General features: G+C 70.6%; 16 protein-coding genes. 9 read left to right on the forward strand and 7 right to left on the reverse strand.

Features of this window, described 5'->3' with window-relative positions:
- Positions 1-218 precede the first annotated feature (218 nt).
- The 5 genes from acs to ACFYPJ_RS04875 all read left to right on the forward strand — a co-directional run bounded on the left by acs (position 219) and on the right by ACFYPJ_RS04875 (position 5,936).
- Positions 219-2,180: an acetate--CoA ligase gene (gene acs / locus ACFYPJ_RS04855; RefSeq protein ID WP_389010540.1), complete on the forward strand. Its 1,962-nt coding sequence runs from the start codon at positions 219-221 to the stop codon at positions 2,178-2,180.
- A 512-nt stretch (positions 2,181-2,692) separates the two neighbouring features.
- Positions 2,693-4,129, forward strand: coding sequence for a Na+/H+ antiporter NhaA (nhaA, locus tag ACFYPJ_RS04860; RefSeq protein WP_389010542.1), 1,437 nt, complete (start codon positions 2,693-2,695; stop codon positions 4,127-4,129).
- Positions 4,130-4,219: 90 nt separating this feature from the next.
- Entirely contained in the window at positions 4,220-4,708 is a 489-nt protein-coding gene (locus tag ACFYPJ_RS04865; RefSeq protein WP_389010545.1) for a phage holin family protein, read from the forward strand.
- Positions 4,705-5,628 (forward strand): alpha/beta fold hydrolase, encoded by a 924-nt coding sequence (locus ACFYPJ_RS04870; protein ID WP_389010548.1) that lies wholly within the window; start codon positions 4,705-4,707, stop codon positions 5,626-5,628. The genes ACFYPJ_RS04865 and ACFYPJ_RS04870 overlap by 4 nt, the downstream gene beginning before the upstream one ends.
- Before the next feature lie 128 nt (positions 5,629-5,756).
- Positions 5,757-5,936, forward strand: coding sequence for a hypothetical protein (locus tag ACFYPJ_RS04875; RefSeq protein ID WP_389010551.1), 180 nt, complete (start codon positions 5,757-5,759; stop codon positions 5,934-5,936).
- 150 nt (positions 5,937-6,086) lie between these two features.
- On the opposite strand, the gene ACFYPJ_RS04880 is transcribed toward ACFYPJ_RS04875, so the two are convergent.
- From ACFYPJ_RS04880 to nth, 3 genes are all read right to left on the reverse strand, one after another.
- Positions 6,087-7,286: a MarP family serine protease gene (locus tag ACFYPJ_RS04880; RefSeq protein WP_389010554.1), complete on the reverse strand. Its 1,200-nt coding sequence runs from the start codon at positions 7,284-7,286 to the stop codon at positions 6,087-6,089.
- 98 nt (positions 7,287-7,384) lie between these two features.
- On the reverse strand, positions 7,385-8,065 hold the full coding sequence (locus ACFYPJ_RS04885; RefSeq protein ID WP_389010557.1) for an NUDIX hydrolase: 681 nt from the start codon (positions 8,063-8,065) through the stop codon (positions 7,385-7,387).
- A gap of 413 nt (positions 8,066-8,478) precedes the next feature.
- A complete protein-coding gene (nth, locus tag ACFYPJ_RS04890; protein ID WP_389010560.1) occupies positions 8,479-9,660 on the reverse strand; it encodes an endonuclease III in 1,182 nt (393 codons plus the stop codon).
- A 308-nt stretch (positions 9,661-9,968) separates the two neighbouring features.
- Between nth and ACFYPJ_RS04895 the strand changes: the two genes are divergently transcribed.
- Together ACFYPJ_RS04895 and ACFYPJ_RS04900 are read left to right on the forward strand one after the other, a co-directional pair.
- Positions 9,969-10,643, forward strand: coding sequence for a Crp/Fnr family transcriptional regulator (locus ACFYPJ_RS04895; protein ID WP_030734182.1), 675 nt, complete (start codon positions 9,969-9,971; stop codon positions 10,641-10,643).
- 30 nt (positions 10,644-10,673) lie between these two features.
- Complete coding sequence (locus ACFYPJ_RS04900) at positions 10,674-11,633, forward strand: nucleotidyltransferase (RefSeq protein WP_389010562.1); 960 nt, start codon at positions 10,674-10,676, stop codon at positions 11,631-11,633.
- Between the two features lie 176 nt (positions 11,634-11,809).
- Here the strand turns inward: ACFYPJ_RS04900 and ACFYPJ_RS04905 are convergent, their stop codons facing one another.
- From ACFYPJ_RS04905 to ACFYPJ_RS04920, 4 genes are read right to left on the reverse strand one after another with little or no spacing between them, the layout of a single operon-like run.
- Positions 11,810-12,640, reverse strand: a complete 831-nt coding sequence (locus ACFYPJ_RS04905) for an MBL fold metallo-hydrolase (protein WP_389010564.1) — start codon at positions 12,638-12,640, stop codon at positions 11,810-11,812.
- Positions 12,637-13,515, reverse strand: a complete 879-nt coding sequence (locus tag ACFYPJ_RS04910) for an NUDIX hydrolase (protein WP_389010566.1) — start codon at positions 13,513-13,515, stop codon at positions 12,637-12,639. Before ACFYPJ_RS04910 ends, ACFYPJ_RS04905 begins: the two co-directional genes overlap by 4 nt.
- A gap of 55 nt (positions 13,516-13,570) precedes the next feature.
- Positions 13,571-14,035, reverse strand: coding sequence for a RidA family protein (locus ACFYPJ_RS04915; RefSeq protein WP_389010568.1), 465 nt, complete (start codon positions 14,033-14,035; stop codon positions 13,571-13,573).
- Entirely contained in the window at positions 14,035-14,190 is a 156-nt protein-coding gene (locus ACFYPJ_RS04920) for a DUF4177 domain-containing protein (protein WP_376524819.1), read from the reverse strand. Before ACFYPJ_RS04920 ends, ACFYPJ_RS04915 begins: the two co-directional genes overlap by 1 nt.
- A gap of 71 nt (positions 14,191-14,261) precedes the next feature.
- On the opposite strand from ACFYPJ_RS04920, the gene ACFYPJ_RS04925 reads away from it, so the two are divergent.
- Together ACFYPJ_RS04925 and ACFYPJ_RS04930 are read left to right on the forward strand one after the other, a co-directional pair.
- The gene (locus ACFYPJ_RS04925; RefSeq protein ID WP_389010571.1) at positions 14,262-15,239 is read left to right on the forward strand and encodes an ArsA family ATPase; all 978 of its coding nucleotides are present in this window, start codon (positions 14,262-14,264) and stop codon (positions 15,237-15,239) included.
- Positions 15,236-16,588 carry an ArsA family ATPase gene (locus ACFYPJ_RS04930; protein ID WP_389010573.1) on the forward strand — a complete coding sequence of 451 codons (1,353 nt, stop codon included), beginning with the start codon at positions 15,236-15,238 and terminating at the stop codon, positions 16,586-16,588. Before ACFYPJ_RS04925 ends, ACFYPJ_RS04930 begins: the two co-directional genes overlap by 4 nt.
- The last annotated feature ends 38 nt before the right edge of the window (positions 16,589-16,626 follow it).

Raw genomic sequence — 16,626 nt, forward strand, 5'->3', positions numbered from 1 at the left:
AGCTTTCCTCAGCGCGATGAAGGCGGGCGCATCCGGCGCCTGACTGCCGGCACGGGGCGGAGCCTCAGCCGGACACCACCGGTCGAGGCTTTCTCATGCCTGCCCGGAAGTGCCAGGATCAGAGAGGTTGACCAGGAAGCCGCCACGGCCGGATGATGCCAAACGACAATTGGTCTAAACCACATGACAAAACAGTCGGCGTGTTGGGAGTCCCGGAAATGAGCAACGAGCGTCCGTCCATCGCCAACATGTTGAAGGAGGAGCGACGCTTCGCGCCGCCCGCTGACCTGGCCGCGCACGCCAACGTCACGGCTGAGGCGTACGAACAGGCCAAGGCCGACAGGCTCGGCTTCTGGGCCGAGCAAGCCCGCCGACTGTCCTGGGCCGTGCAGCCCGCGGAGACGTTGGACTGGTCGAACCCGCCGTTCGCCAAGTGGTTCAAGGACGGCCGGCTGAACGTCGCGTACAACTGCGTGGACCGCCATGTCGAGGCGGGGCACGGCGACCGCGTCGCCATCCATTTCGAGGGCGAGCCCGGCGACAGCCGCGCGATCACCTACGCCGAACTGAAGGACGAGGTCTCCAAGGCCGCCAACGCGCTGCTGGAGTTGGGGGTCCGCGCGGGTGACCGGGTCGCCATCTACATGCCGATGATCCCGGAGACCGCGATCGCGATGCTGGCCTCGGCCCGTATCGGCGCCGCGCACTCGGTCGTCTTCGGCGGCTTCTCGGCGGAAGCCCTCGCCACCCGCATCCAGGATGCTGACGCCAAGGTCGTCATCACCTCCGACGGCGGCTGGCGGCGCGGCAAGCCGTCCGCGCTCAAGCCGGCCGTGGACGACGCGGTCGAGCGCGTGGACAACGTGGAGCACGTACTGGTCGTCCGCCGCACCGGCCAGGAGGTCGCCTGGCACGACGAGCGCGATGTGTGGTGGCACGAGATCGTCGAGCGGCAGTCCGCCGAGCACACGCCGGAGGCGTTCGAGGCGGAGCACCCGCTGTTCATCCTCTACACGTCCGGCACGACGGGTAAGCCGAAGGGCATCCTGCACACCTCAGGCGGCTACCTCACGCAGGCGGCGTACACCCATCACGCCGTCTTCGACCTCAAGCCGGAGACGGACGTGTACTGGTGCACGGCCGACGTCGGCTGGGTGACCGGGCATTCCTACATCGTCTACGGGCCGCTGGCCAACGGCGCCACCGAAGTCATGTACGAGGGCACGCCGGACACCCCGCACCAGGGCCGGTTCTGGGAGATCGTGCAGAAGTACGGGGTGACGATCCTGTACACGGCGCCGACCGCCATCCGCACGTTCATGAAGTGGGGCGACGACATCCCCGCGAAGTTCGATCTCAGCAGCCTGCGCGTGCTGGGGTCCGTGGGCGAGCCGATCAACCCCGAGGCCTGGGTCTGGTACCGCAAGCACATCGGCGCCGACCGGACCCCGGTCGTGGACACCTGGTGGCAGACCGAGACCGGCGCGATGATGATCTCCCCGCTGCCCGGCGTCACCGAGGCCAAGCCGGGCTCCGCGCAGCGACCGCTGCCCGGCATCTCCGCCACGGTCGTGGACGACGAGGCGAACGAGGTGCCCAACGGCGGTGGTGGCTACCTCGTGCTCACCGAGCCGTGGCCGTCGATGCTGCGCACCATCTGGGGTGACGACCAGCGGTTCCTGGACACCTACTGGTCGCGGTTCGAGGGCAAGTACTTCGCCGGTGACGGGGCGAAGAAGGACGAGGACGGGGACATCTGGCTCCTCGGCCGCGTCGACGACGTGATGCTCGTGTCCGGGCACAACATCTCGACGACCGAGGTCGAGTCCGCGCTGGTCTCCCACCCGTCGGTCGCCGAGGCGGCCGTGGTCGGCGCGGCGGACGAGACGACGGGACAGGCGATCGTCGCCTTCGTGATCCTGCGCGGTACGGCGTCCGAGGACGAGAACCTGGTCAACGACCTGCGCAATCACGTCGGCGCCACGCTCGGCCCCATCGCCAAGCCGAAGCGGATCCTGCCGGTGGCGGAACTGCCGAAGACCCGCTCCGGGAAGATCATGCGCCGTCTGCTGCGCGACGTCGCGGAGAACCGCCAGCTCGGCGACGTCACCACGCTGACGGACTCGACCGTCATGGACTTCATCCAGCAGAAGCTCCCGGCAGCACCGAGCGAGGACTGAGCACCTGGCAGAAGCGCCACGGAAGCACCACGGCCAAGGAAGGCCGCCACCGGCAGGGGCGTCCCGAGAAAGGGGCGTCCCTGCCGCGTACGTACGTGCCGCGAACAGCCCGCCACACGAACAGTTCGCCACACGTACGGCTCGCTGCCCATACGGCTGGACGTTCGTACAACTCAAGCCCATACGGCTTGACGCAGGTACCGCTCGCCCACCCGTACGACTTGGCGCCCGTACAGCTCGCTACCCGCACATCTCGCGGCCCGTCCATCTCGCGGCCCGCACCTCTCGCCGCCCACGGCTCGACATATGAGACTTACCGTGCCGTACAGCTCATACATCTCACACACGAAAAATCGCCCTGCCCAAGGACCAAAACGGCGTTAACCCGAAAGATCCATGCAGCGCGTCGAGTAAAATATGGAAAGCGTCAAGATTCGAAAAGGTTTTCAAGGTGCGCCGGGAAGTCTGGTCGGCATGTGTTCTGCCGTGCCCACCCACCGGAGGTCTCCCCCGTGACCGCGCCCCGCACCGTCACCGCTCGCAAGGTCCTCGGCCGGCTGTCGCTGCCCGAGCGGAGGTTCGTCGCGGACGCCCTGCGGACCGAGACGGTGGGCGGCGTACTGCTGCTGGCCGCCGCGATCACCGCGCTGATCTGGGCGAACATTCCGGCGCTGGGGCACAGCTATACGAGCGTCAGCCACTTCCGCCTGGGACTCGCGCCCCTCGGTCTGAACCTCTCCGTCGCCCACTGGGCCGCCGACGGACTGCTCGCGGTCTTCTTCTTCGTCGCCGGTATCGAACTCAAACGTGAACTCGTCGCCGGTGACCTGCGGGACCGGAAAGCCGCCGTGCTGCCCGTCATCGCGGCGCTGTGCGGGATGGCCGCGCCGGCCCTCGTCTACACCCTCACCAATCTGGCCGACGGCGGCTCGCTCCGGGGCTGGGCCGTGCCGACCGCCACCGACATCGCGTTCGCGCTGGCCGTACTCGCGGTCATCGGCACCTCCCTGCCGAGCGCCCTGCGTGCCTTCCTGCTGACGCTCGCCGTCGTCGACGACCTGTTCGCGATCCTGATCATTGCCGTCTTCTACACCAGTCGGCTCGACTACACGGCGCTCGGCGGCGCGGTGGCCGGACTCGTCGTCTACTGGGTGCTGCTGCGCAAGGGAGTGCGCGGCTGGTACGTGTACGTACCGCTCGCGGTCGTGATCTGGGCCCTGATGTACAACAGCGGCGTCCACGCGACCATCGCGGGTGTGGCGATGGGCCTGATGCTGCGTTGCACCACCCACGCGGGTGAAGACCGGTCACCCGGTGAGCGGATCGAACACCTCGTGCGCCCGCTGTCGGCAGGGCTCGCCGTGCCGCTGTTCGCGTTGTTCAGCGCCGGCGTGTCCGTCTCGGCGCGCGCGCTCGGGGACGTGTTCACCCAGCCGGAGACCCTGGGGGTGGTGCTCGGCCTGGTCGTCGGCAAGACGGTCGGCATCTTCGGCGGCACCTGGCTGACCGCGCGCTTCACCCGGGCCTCGCTCAGCGACGACCTCGCCTGGGCCGACGTGTTCGCGCTCGCCTGCCTCGCCGGCATCGGCTTCACCGTGTCGCTGCTCATCGGGGAACTCGCCTTCGCCGGCGACGCAGTGCTGACCGACGAGGTCAAGGCGGCCGTACTGAGCGGATCGCTGATCGCAGCCCTGGGTGCGACGGTGCTGCTGAAGATCCGCAACGCCAAGTACCGTCGGCTGTGCGCGGAGGAGGAGCGGGACGAGGACAGCGACGGCATCCCGGACGTCTACGAGGAGGACGACCCCGCCTACCACCTGCGCATGGCCGCCATCCACGAGCGCAAGGCGGCCGAGCACCGGCGCCTGGCCAAGGAGATGACCGACGCACGCCACAGGCCGTCCGAAGTACCGGGCGGGGCAGGCGAGGAGAACGACCGTCCGGCATGATCTGACGAGACGGTACAAATGACGGGACCGTACGCAGTCAGGCAGAAGACGGATCCGTACGCGCGGCGTACGCAGGAGAGGGAGACCGCGATGAGCGCACCCGACGGCAGCCCGGTCGGCGCCGAACGCAGCATCGGCCAGCTGGTCGCCTCGGCGACCGCCGAGATGTCGGCCCTGGTGCACGACGAGATCGCGCTGGCCAAGGCTCAGCTCAAGCAGGACGTCAAGCGCGGCGGCGTGGGCACGGGCGCGCTCACGGTGGCCGCCCTGCTCCTGCTGTTCTCGTTGCCGATGCTCAACTTCGCGCTCGCGTACGGCATTCGGACCTGGACCGGCTGGAACCTCGCCCTCTGCTTCCTGCTGTCCTTCGCCGCGAACGTACTGGTCGCCGCCTTCCTCGCGCTGCTCAGCACCTACTTCTTCAAGAAGGCCAAGAAGGGCAAGGGCCCGCAGAAGGTGGCCGCGTCCATGAAGCAGACGGCGGGCGTCCTGCAGAACGCCAAGCCGCACCCGCGCCCGGAGCTGCCGCACGAGCGGGTGCCCGAGGCCATCGAGGCTGTGGCACGCTCGTCGTCATGACGGACCCCGCCGCTTATTCGGCCGTACGGATCGAAGGTCCCTGGACGCACCGGGACGTCGCCGCGAACGGCGCCCGCTTCCACATGGCGGAACTGGGTGACGGTCCGCTGGTGCTGCTGCTGCACGGCTTCCCGCAGTTCTGGTGGACCTGGCGGCAGCAACTCGTCGCGCTCGCCGACGCGGGCTTCCGTGCAGTGGCCATGGATCTGCGGGGCGTGGGCGGCAGTGACCGCACCCCGCGCGGTTACGATCCCGCGAACCTCGCCCTCGACGTCACCGGCGTGATCCGTTCCCTGGGCGAGCCGGACGCCGCGCTGGTCGGTCACGACCTGGGCGGCTATCTGGCGTGGACGGCCGCCGCGATGCGTCCCAAGCTGGTCAGGCGGCTGGCGGTCGTCTCGATGCCGCACCCGCGGCGCTGGCGTTCCGCGATGCTGCGGGATGCCCGGCAGACGGTCGCCGGTTCCTACATCTGGGGCTTCCAGCGGCCGTGGGTCCCCGAACGGCAGCTCACCGCCGACGACGGCGCGCTGGTGGGCCGGCTGATCCGGGACTGGTCCGGGCCGCAGCCCCCGGACGAGCAGGCGGTGGAGACGTATCAGCGCGCGATGTGCATCCCCTCCACCGCGCACTGCACGATCGAGCCGTACCGCTGGATGGTGCGGTCGCTGGCCCGCCCGGACGGTATCCAGTTCAACCGCCGGATGAAGCGGCCGGTGCGCGTGCCCACCCTGCATCTGCACGGCTCGCTGGACCCGGTGCTGCGCACCCGTAGCGCGGCGGGCTCGGGCGAGTACGTCGAAGCGCCCTACCGCTGGCGGCTGTTCGACGGGCTGGGACACTTCCCGCACGAGGAGGATCCAGCCGGTTTCTCCGCCGAACTCGTCAATTGGCTGAAAGATCCCGAACCCGATCGGTGACCGCGCCGATGCGCCCGGTATCCGAACCCGAACCTCTGTCCCAGCGGACGGCCACATGCCTGGCGCATAGGCCGATTGAGGGTCTTCGGGGCGGTTATCGACCTTGGGGCAAGGGCAGACGTCCCGGTATGGGATGGACGCACGACTACAGTGACGCACCCCGCAGCCGCCGATCGGCGAGTGGCCATGACCACCGCCGGCCGGGCACGCCACAGGCGTCGGACGCGGACCCGCGGGTGGGAATCCCGCGTATTCTGCGCCGCCGGGCCCGCTGGGTCTCGGTACGCCTGCGTCACTCCCGCAGCTGACCGTCCCGCGAGGTCCCGTCGGGCAGAGTCGCCGGTGTCCTGAAGGGCACGGTGACCGGTGTCCGGCAGGAGGGGCCGGTGACCGGCTTCCGGCAAGAGGGGCCGGTCACGACCCCCGATGCCCGGCAGGGAACGGGCGCCACCGGTGTCCTACAGGGCACAGTTGTCGGTTCCCACCTGCTGTTTCGCCGTGAGCCCCCGGGTGATGTCCGGCTGGATCTCGTCCGCCGTGAGCGCGTACCCGGTGTCGGCGTCGTCGAGGGACTTCGCGAACACCACGCCGTACACCTTGCCGTCCGGCGTGAGCATCGGGCCGCCGGAGTTGCCCTGGCGGACGGTCGCGTACAGGGAATAGATGTCGCGGCGGACCGTCCCGCGGTGGTAGATGTCCGGACCGTTGGCCGTGATGCGGCCACGCACGCGCGCGGCACGGACGTCGTACGACCCGTTCTCCGGGAAGCCCGCGACGATCGCGCTGTCGCTGCTCACCGCGTCCTGGGAGGTGAACCGCAGGGCGGGGGCGTCGAGGTCCGGTACGTCGAGTACGGCGATGTCGCGCCGCCAGTCGTAGAGGACGACCTTCGCGTCGTACCTGCGGCCGACCCCGCCTATCTGCACGGTGGGCTCGTCGACGCCGCCGACGACATGCGCGTTCGTCATGACGCGGCGGTCGGCGAAGACGAAGCCCGTGCCCTCCAGGACCTTGCCGCAGCTCTGGGCGGTGCCCATCACCTTCACGATGGAGCGCTGGGCGCGGGTGGCCACGGGACTGCCCGCCAGCGCCGGGTCGGGCGGCTGGACGTCGGTGATCGGTTCGTTCGAGAACGGGCTGAAGACCTGCGGAAAGCCGTTCTGCGCGAGGACCGTGGAGAAGTCGGCGAACCAGGTGTCGGCCTGCGTGGGCAGCGCCCGGGAGACGCCGAGCAGCACCTTGGAGTTGCGGACCTCCTTGCCGAGCGTCGGCAGCGTCGTACCCGCGAGGGCCGAGCCGATCAGCCAGGCGACCAGCAGCATCGCGACGACGTTGACGAGCGCGCCGCCCGTCGCGTCCAGGGCGCGGGCCGGGGACCACGTGATGTACCGGCGCAGCTTGTTGCCGAGGTGGGTGGTCAGGGCCTGTCCGACGGAGGCGCAGACGATGACGACGACCACCGCGACGACGGCCGCGGTCGTATTGACCTCGGCGTGGTCCGTGAGGGCGGCCCAGATCACGGGCAGCACATAGACCGCGACGAGACCGCCGCCGAGGAAGCCGATCACCGACAGGATGCCGACGACGAAGCCCTGGCGATAGCCCACGATCGCGAACCACACGGCAGCGACCAGCAGCAGGATGTCCAGCACATTCACTTGTTCAGGAACCTCGCCTCGTCACGCTCCGGTCCGACCGGCACGGCCGGAGTGCCGAGGGGAGCCCCCCGGGAAAACACAGCACGGGGGCCACCCTGTCATGACCACCGGTCGAGCGGGACCTGCCTGTCCTCGTCCCAGGGCCGCTCCCAGCCCGCGTAGTGCAGCAGGCGGTCGATGACTCCGGCGGTGAACCCCCAGACCAGCGTCGATTCGACCAGGAATGCCGGACCTCGGTGGCCGCTCGGGTGGACCGTGGTGGCTCTGTTGGCCGGGTCCGTGAGATCCGCCACGGGGACCGTGAAGACCCGCGCGGTCTCGTTCGGGTCGACGACACCGACCGGGCTGGGCTCGCGCCACCAGCCGAGCACCGGCGTCACGACGAATCTGCTGACCGGGATGTACAGCCTGGGCAGCACACCGAAGATCTGGACGCCCGAGGGATCGAGCCCGGTCTCCTCCTCGGCCTCGCGGAGAGCGGCCCGCAGCGGCCCGTCGGCCGTCGGGTCGCCGTCCTCGGGGTCGAGGGCGCCACCGGGGAAGGCGGGCTGGCCGGCGTGCGAGCGCAGCGAACTCGCCCGCTCCATGAGCAGCAGCTCAGGGCCCCGCCGTCCCTCGCCGAAAAGGATCAGTACGGCCGACTGTCGTCCGGCCCCGTTCCGCGGCGGCAGGAAGCGGCTGAGCTGCAACGGCTCGACCGTCTCGACGACGTGCACCACCGGGTCCAGCCAGTCGGGCAGCCCGTCCTTGCTGGGCGTTCCCGGCGCCTGCGGCGTCACGTGCGGCCCCCGCGACCTGCCCGCACGCGTCCCGTCCGTATCCGATCCGCCCGAATCCGGTCCGCCTGTATCCGGTCCGCCTGTATCCGGTCCGCCTGTATCCGATCCGCCTGTATCCGGTCCCTGCGCATTCGATCCGTTCGCATTCGATCCGTTCGCCCGCGTCCTCACCGGCGCAGACCGCATCCCCGCCGGCTGCGCCGTCGTGGCTTGTGCCTTTGTGGTTTCTGGCGTTGTGGTTTCTGTCTTTGTGGTCTGCGTCGTCGCCGTCTGCGTCGTTGCCGTCTGCCTCTTGCTGGTGTGCGTCATGGCCGCCCCCGTTCTGCCGAATCCAACGCCCCGCGGGTCCGAGATCGTTCCAGCCGGTCAATGTCGGGTTGACCGACCCTCATCCGGGTCGGGTTGACCGAGCCTCATCCGGCCGCCGGCGGAGGCGCCGGCCTGCCCCCGGCGTCGAGGTAGGACTGCGGAGGCTTGAGCCGCTGGCCGGGGAAGCCGCCCTTCTCGTACTTCAGCAGCTTCTTCGCCTTCTCCGGGTCGGTCTCGCCCTCGCCGTACGCCGGGCAGAGCGGGGCGATGGGGCAGGCGCCGCAGGCGGGCTTGCGGGCGTGGCAGATGCGGCGGCCGTGCCAGATGACGTGGTGCGACAGGTCCGTCCACTCGCTCCTGGGGAACAGCGCGCCGACCGCCGCCTCGATCTTGTCGGGGTCGGTCTCCTCGGTCCACTGCCAGCGCCGCACCAGCCGCTGGAAGTGGGTGTCCACGGTGATCCCGGGCCGTCCGAAGGCGTTGCCGAGGACCACGAAGGCGGTCTTGCGGCCGACTCCGGGCAGCTTGACGAGGTCTTCCAGGCGGCCGGGGACCTCGCCGCCGAACTCCTCCGTCAGCGCGGCGGACAGCCCTATGACCGACCTGGTCTTGGCCCGGAAGAAGCCGCACGGCCGGAGGATCTCCTCGACCTCCTCCGGGTTGGCGACGGCCAGGTCCTCAGGCGTGGGGTACTTGGCGAAAAGCACGGGGGTGGTCTGGTTGACCCTGAGGTCGGTGGTCTGAGCGGACAGGACCGTGGCGACCAGCAACTGGAAGGGGTTCTCGAAGTCCAGCTCGGGGTGGGCGTACGGGTACACCTCGCCGAGTTCGCGGTTGATCCGGCGGGCCCGGCGGACGAGCGCGGTGTGCGACTCGTGCCTCGGCGGTTTCGCGACGGGGGCTTTCCCGACGGCGGGTTTCCCGGCAGCCGTCTTCTTCCCGGCCGCGTTCTTCACCGCCGTCTTCTTTGTGGCTGCCGTCTTCACAGCTGCCTTCTTCGGCACAGCCTTCTTCGCAACTGCCGTCTTCTCTGCTGCTTTCTTGACGGTGGCCTTCTTTACGGGAGTGACTTTCTTCACTGAGGCCACATTCTTCGCGGATGGAACGGCCTTCTCCACGGAAGGAACCTTCTCCGTAGAAGCAGCTCCCTCCGCGGACGCGGCCTTCTTCGCGGACGCGGCCTTCTTCGCGGACGCGGCTGTCTTACCAGGCGCGGCCTCCTCAGCCTGCTTTGCCACAGTCGCCCCCTCCGCCCCCGAAGACGCCTTTTCTCCCGTTTTCAGCATTTCTCTACCATCATTCGGGCCCTGTTCGCCCAAAGCGGAATTGCGATGTACATCCACCCGCTCAGCCCCCTTGGCCTGTGCTCTCACCGGCGATTTGGACACCCGGCCAGCCTAGAGCCCGGCACCGGTATCCGCCTCGGCCCCCGGGGATCAGCCCTCGATCGGCCCCCTGCCGCTTACCTCGGTACACCTGTGCGGCATCCTTGTGACAGATCACACTGTTTGGACCGTCCGGCAAAATGGGAAGCACGGTCCCCTGGTACACCGGGGAGCAAGATCCCCTGAGCAGGTCGACAAGGAGAGAACTCGTGGACGACGTTCTGCGGCGCAACCCGCTCTTCGCGGCTCTCGACGACGAGCAGGCCGCGGAGCTGCGTGCCTCCATGAGTGAGGTGACCCTGGCGCGCGGCGACTCCCTCTTCCACGAGGGCGACCCGGGCGACCGGCTCTACGTGGTCACCGAGGGCAAGGTCAAGCTGCACCGCACCTCCCCCGACGGCCGCGAGAACATGCTCGCCGTCGTCGGTCCCGGTGAGCTGATCGGCGAGCTGTCGCTGTTCGACCCGGGCCCGCGGACGGCGACAGCGACCGCGCTGACCGAGGTCAAGCTGCTCGGCCTCGGCCACGGCGACCTGCAGCCCTGGCTGAACGTACGCCCCGAGGTGGCCGGCGCCCTGCTGCGCGCCGTCGCCCGTCGGCTGCGCAAGACCAACGACGCCATGTCGGACCTGGTCTTCTCCGACGTACCCGGCCGCGTGGCGCGCGCTCTGCTGGACCTCTCCCGCCGCTTCGGCGTGCAGTCCGAGGAGGGCATCCACGTCGTCCACGACCTCACGCAGGAGGAGCTGGCCCAGTTGGTCGGCGCGTCCCGGGAGACCGTGAACAAGGCGCTCGCCGACTTCGCCCAGCGCGGCTGGCTCCGCTTGGAGGCACGCGCCGTCATCCTGCTGGACGTCGAGCGGCTCGCGAAGCGTTCGCGCTGATCCGGCTCGGTCCGCTCTGCTGCCGACCGGATGGAGACCGGGCCCGAACCCGCCGAGGGCGTACATCGTGAGGGCCTCGGCCCCGAGGACGTACGACGCCCGGGTGTCGTACCCAGGGACGTACGTCGCCCGGGTGTCGACCCCGAGGTGGTGCAGCACAAGAACCTCGTCCCCGAGGCGGTACGGCGCAAGGGCCTCGACCCGGAGGGCCGTCTCGTGCGCGAAGGCTCCCTCGCGCGCGTGCAGCCTGCTTTCCGCCCCGTCGTGGCTGCCGCGCGTGCCCGGCTGCCCGAGGCGTTCGGAGCACGGCTGCACAGCGCGTACCTCTACGGGTCGATCCCCCGCGGCACCGCGCGCGTGGGGCGCAGCGACCTCGACCTGCTGGTGGCGCTGGCGGCCGAACCGGACGACCAGGACCGGGCCGCGGCCCGGGCGCTGGGCGCGGCGATCGACGCCGAGTTCCCCCAGATCGACGGGGTGGGCACGCTGTTGTTCGGCCGGGAACGGCTGCTGAGCGACCTGGAGCGGCACGATCTGGGCTGGTTCGTGGCCTGTCTGTGCACCCCGTTGCTCGGGGAGGATCTGGCCGGACATCTGCCCCGCTACCGGCCCGACCCCCTGCTGGCCCGTGAGACCAACGGCGACCTCGCCCTCCTCCTCCCCCGCTGGCGGGAGCGCATCGCCACCGTGGACGAGACGGCGGCGGCCCGGCGGCCCCTCGTCCGGTTCATGTCACGGCACCTCGTCCGGACCGCCTTCACCCTCGTCATGCCGCGCTGGAACGGCTGGACCAGCGACCTGCACGAGATGGCCGAGGCGTTCGGCGCGTACTACCCGCGGCGGGCGGCCCAGCTGCGGACCGCGGCCGGGTACGGCTATGAGCCGGTCGGCGACCCCGCCGTACTGCGGGCATACGTCGACGACATCGGACCGTGGCTCGCGCACGAGTACGCGCGCGTGCACGGTGTGAAGACCCCAAGACCCCGCTGACCCCAAGAACCCACTGGCCCGAAGCCGCACCGACCGGCCGAAGCCGGACCCGATCCCGGACCGGATCGTCACACCCCACGACCGGCACCATGCCGCAGCGTCACGCCCCCGAACCGGCACCCGCCCCGCCCCCACCCGCACCCCGGCAGAACGTGCGCCCGGACCGCCGCGCCCTTTCAGAGCAGCCCGTGCTCGCGCAGGTACTCCAGTTGCGCCCGGACCGACAGTTCCGCCGCCGGCCACAGGGAGCGGTCCACGTCGGCGTAGACGTGGGCGACGACCTCGGCGGGCGTGCGGTGGCCGTCCTCGACGGCGGTCTCGATCTGGGCGAGCCGGTGGGCCCGGTGGGCGAGATAGAACTCGACGGCGCCCTGGGCGTCCTCCAGGACCGGCCCGTGGCCCGGCAGGACGGTCTGGACGCCGTCGTCGACCGCCAGGGACCGCAGCCGGCGCAGGGAGTCCAGATAGTCGCCGAGGCGGCCGTCAGGGTGCGCCACGACCGTCGTACCCCGGCCGAGGACCGTGTCCCCGGTGAGCACCGCCCGGTCGGCCGGGAGGTGGAAGGACAGCGAGTCGGCGGTGTGGCCGGGGGTGGGGACGACCCACAGCTCCAGGCCGCCGGTGGTGATCACGTCCCCCGCGGCCAGCCCCTCGTCGCCGAGCCGCAGCGCCGGGTCCAGCGCACGCACCTGGGTGCGGGTCAGTTCGGCGAAGCGGGCGGCGCCCTCCGCGTGGTCGGGGTGGCCGTGGGTGAGCAGGGTCAGCGCGACGCGTCTGCCCGCCCGCTCGGCCGCGTCGACGACCGCGCGGAGGTGGCCTTCGTCCAGCGGGCCCGGGTCGACGACCACGGCGAGATCGGAGTCGGGCTCCGCGACGATCCAGGTGTTGGTGCCGTCCAGGGTCATCGCGGACGGGTTGGGCGCCAGCACGTTGACGGTCCGCGCGGTGGCGGGACCCGATATGACTCCGCCCCGGGGCCGGCCGGGCAGGGCTGCCGCGTCGGTCATGCGGGACCTCCCCCGGCGGGGGCGGTCGGAATGTGCTTGGTGAACTCGTCGTGCCCCGGCCAGGCCAGCTCGATCCCGTCGTCGGCCAGCCGCGCACGGGCCAGGACGGGCGTCATGTCGCGCGCGGGCGCGGCGGCGAACGCCTCGGCGGCGGTGACGTACGGGCCCAGCTGCCGCAGGATCGCGATGGTGGGCGGCAGCATCAGCAGCTCGCCCCGGTCGTATCCGGCCGCGGCCTCGGCGGGCCGGGTCCACACCGTGCGGTCGGCCTCCGTGGAGAGGTTACGGGTGCGCTGGCCCTGCGGGAGGGCCGCCACGAAGAACCAGGTGTCGTAGCGGCGGGCCTCGAACTCCGGGGTGATCCAGCGGGCCCAGGCGGTCAGCAGGTCGGAACGCAGCACCAGACCTCGGCGGTCCAGGAACTCGGCGAAGGACAGTTCGTGGGCGGCCAGGGCGGCGCGGTCCGCCTCCCAGTCCTCGCCGGTGGTGTCGCCGGTCACGGAGTCGGGCGTCGGTCCGGCGAGCAGGACACCCGCCTCCTCGTACGTCTCCCTCACGGCCGCGCAGACGACCGCCTGGGCTCCCGTCTCGTCGATGCCGAGCCGATCGGCCCACCACGCGCGCGTGGGGCCCGCCCAGCGGACCTGGAGGTCGTCGTCGCGGGGGTCCACACCGCCGCCCGGATACGCGTACGCGCCTCCGGCGAAGGCCATGGAGGCGCGTCTGCGCAGCATGTGGACGGCCGGACCGGCCGGGGTGTCCTTCAGGAGCAGCACCGTGGCCGCGCGCTTCGGGCGCACCGGTGTGAGGGTGCCTTCGGCGAGCGCCCGGATGCGGTCCGGCCACTCCGGTGGGTACCACTGCCCATTCGCCATGGGCGGAGGCTATCCCGGCGCAGGCGAATCTTCGAGGGGTCCCCGGGGCCCGGCCTCAGGGCACCAGCTCGACCTGAATCTCCACCTCCACGGGTGCGTCCAGCGGCAGCACGGCGACGCCGACGGCGCTGCGCGCGTGCACGCCCTTGTCACCCAGGACCGCGGCGAACAGCTCGCTGGCGCCGTTGACGACCCCGGGCTGCCCGGTGAAGTCCGCGGCCGAGGCGACAAAGCCGACGACCTTCACCACGCGCGCGATGCGGTCCAGGTCGCCCGTGACGGACTTGACGGCCGCCAGGGCGTTGAGCGCGCAGGTGCGGGCCAGCTCCTTGGCCTCCTCGGCGGTCACCTCGGCACCCACCTTGCCGGTGACCGGAAGCTTGCCCTCCACCATCGGCAGCTGGCCGGCGGTGTAGACGTACGGTCCGGAGACCACGGCCGGCTGGTAGGCGGCCAGTGGCGGTACGACCTCGGGCAGGGTCAGACCGAGTTCGCCGAGCCGGTCCTCGACGGCGCCCATTACGCCTTCTCCCGCTTCAGGTAGGCCACGAGCTGCTCGGGGTTGGGTCCGGGCACGACCTGGACCAGCTCCCAGCCGTCCTGGCCCCAGGTGTCCAGAATCTGCTTGGTGGCGTGTACGAGCAGCGGCACGGTGGCGTATTCCCACTTCGTCATGCGCTGACTGTAGCGGCTGTTATCCACAGCCTCCCGCGTAGGTGTCGGGCGGACTGGTTAGTCTCGAAGACGTGAGCAGGCTCCAGGTCGTCAGCGGCAAGGGCGGGACCGGAAAGACGACGGTCGCCGCCTCCCTCGCGCTGGCCCTCGCCACCGAGGGAAAGCGGACGCTTCTCGTGGAGGTGGAGGGCAGACAGGGTATCGCGCAGCTGTTCGAGACAGAGGCGCTGCCCTACGAGGAGCGGAAGATCGCCGTCGCTCCGGGGGGCGGCGCGGTGTACGCCCTGGCCATCGATCCCGAACTGGCCCTGCTGGACTACCTCCAGATGTTCTACAAGCTGGGCGGGGCCGGCCGCGCCCTGAAGAAGCTCGGTGCCATCGACTTCGCCACCACCGTCGCGCCCGGTCTGCGGGACGTCCTGCTGACCGGAAAGGCGTGCGAGGCGGTGCGCCGCAAGGACCGGAACGGCCGCTTCACGTACGACTACGTCGTCATGGACGCACCGCCCACCGGACGCATCACCCGTTTCCTGAACGTCAACGACGAGGTGGCCGGACTGGCGAAGATCGGCCCGATACACAACCAGGCCCAGGCCGTGATGCGGGTGCTGAAGTCCCGGGAGACCGCCGTGCACCTGGTCACCCTCCTGGAAGAGATGCCCGTGCAGGAGACCGCGGACGGCATCGCCGAACTGCGGGCGGCGGGGCTGCCGGTCGGCCGGGTCATCGTGAACATGGTGCGGCCCGAGGTACTGGACGCGGCCGGCCTGGACCTCGTGCAGGCGGTGCCGCACGCCGCCGTGGCCCGTTCGCTGTCGGCCGCCGGCCTGGGCGGGGCGCGGCGCGGCGGGAACGCCGAGCGGCTGGTGGACCCGCTGCTGCAACAGGCCGCCGAGTACGCCGAGCGGCACGCGCTGGAGCAGGAGCAGCGCGCGGTCCTGGGCGAGCTGGGACTGCCGCTGCACGAACTGCCGCTGCTCGCCGAGGGCATGGACCTGGCGGGCCTGTACGAACTCGCATCCGAGCTGCAGAACCAGGGGTTGTCATGAGTCCGGACCCGGCCCACGCGCAGGACACCGCCCGGCACCGGCTCTCCCCCACGCGCGTGCTCGACGTCGATCCGCTGCTCGACGACCCCGAGACGCGGATCGTGGTGTGCTGCGGCTCGGGCGGGGTCGGCAAGACCACGACCGCGGCGGCGCTGGGGCTGCGGGCCGCCGAGCGGGGCCGGAAGGTGGTCGTCCTCACCATCGACCCGGCCCGACGGCTGGCCCAGTCGATGGGCATCGACTCGCTGGACAACGTGCCGCGCCGGGTGAAGGGCACCGAGGGCGCCGGCGAGCTGCACGCCATGATGCTCGACATGAAGCGCACCTTCGACGAGGTCGTCGAGGCGCACGCGGACCCCGAGCGGGCCGCCGCGATCCTGGCCAACCCGTTCTACCAGTCGCTCTCGGCGGGCTTCGCGGGCACGCAGGAGTACATGGCGATGGAGAAGCTGGGCCAGCTGCGGGCGAGGGACGAGTGGGACCTCATCGTCGTCGACACCCCGCCGTCCCGCTCCGCGCTGGACTTCCTGGACGCACCCAAGCGGCTGGGTTCGTTCCTGGACGGCCGGCTGATCCGGCTGCTGACGGCGCCGGCGAAGCTGGGCGGCCGGGCGGGGATGAAGTTCCTCAACGTCGGCATGTCGATGATGACCGGCACCCTGGGCAAGCTGCTGGGCGGTCAGCTGCTCAAGGACGTACAGACGTTCGTGGCGGCGATGGACACCACCTTCGGCGGCTTCCGTACGCGCGCGGACGCCACGTACAAGCTGCTCCAGGCGCCCGGCACGGCGTTCCTGGTGGTGGCGGCCCCGGAGCGGGACGCGCTGCGCGAGGCCGCGTACTTCGTTCAGCGGCTGGCGGCCGAGGACATGCCGCTGGTCGGCCTGGTGCTCAACCGTGTCCACGGCAGCGGCGCCGTCCGGCTGTCGGCCGAGCGTGCGCTCACCGCCGCCGAAAATCTTGAAGATCCCCGCATTGTGGATCAGGGTGACGGGAAAGCTGGACTTCGTAACTCTCCCGACACGTACGACAGTTCAGGTTCCCCCGCCGCTTCGCCCGCTGCCCCCTCAGCACCCGCGTCCGAGCCCCGCCCCCCGGGCGCGGAACCGGACGTCGACCAGTTGACCGCGAGTCTGCTGAGGCTGCACGCCGACCGCATGCAACTGCTCTCCCGCGAGCAGCGCACGCGCGACCGCTTCACCGCACGCCATCCCGAGGTGGCCGTGGTGGAGGTGGCCGCACTCCCCGGCGATGTGCACGACCTCGCGGGGCTGCGGGACATCGGCGACCGGCTCGCGGCCAGGCGGCCGGAGCTGCCCGAAACACGCGCGGACGCGGACGACGAGTGAGCGTTCGACGAGTACGCGCGGTGCGAGTACGCGTGCTG

The organism is Streptomyces sp. NPDC006012 (assembly GCF_042871185.1).
In the GTDB taxonomy this organism is placed as follows: Bacteria; Actinomycetota; Actinomycetes; order Streptomycetales; family Streptomycetaceae; genus Streptomyces.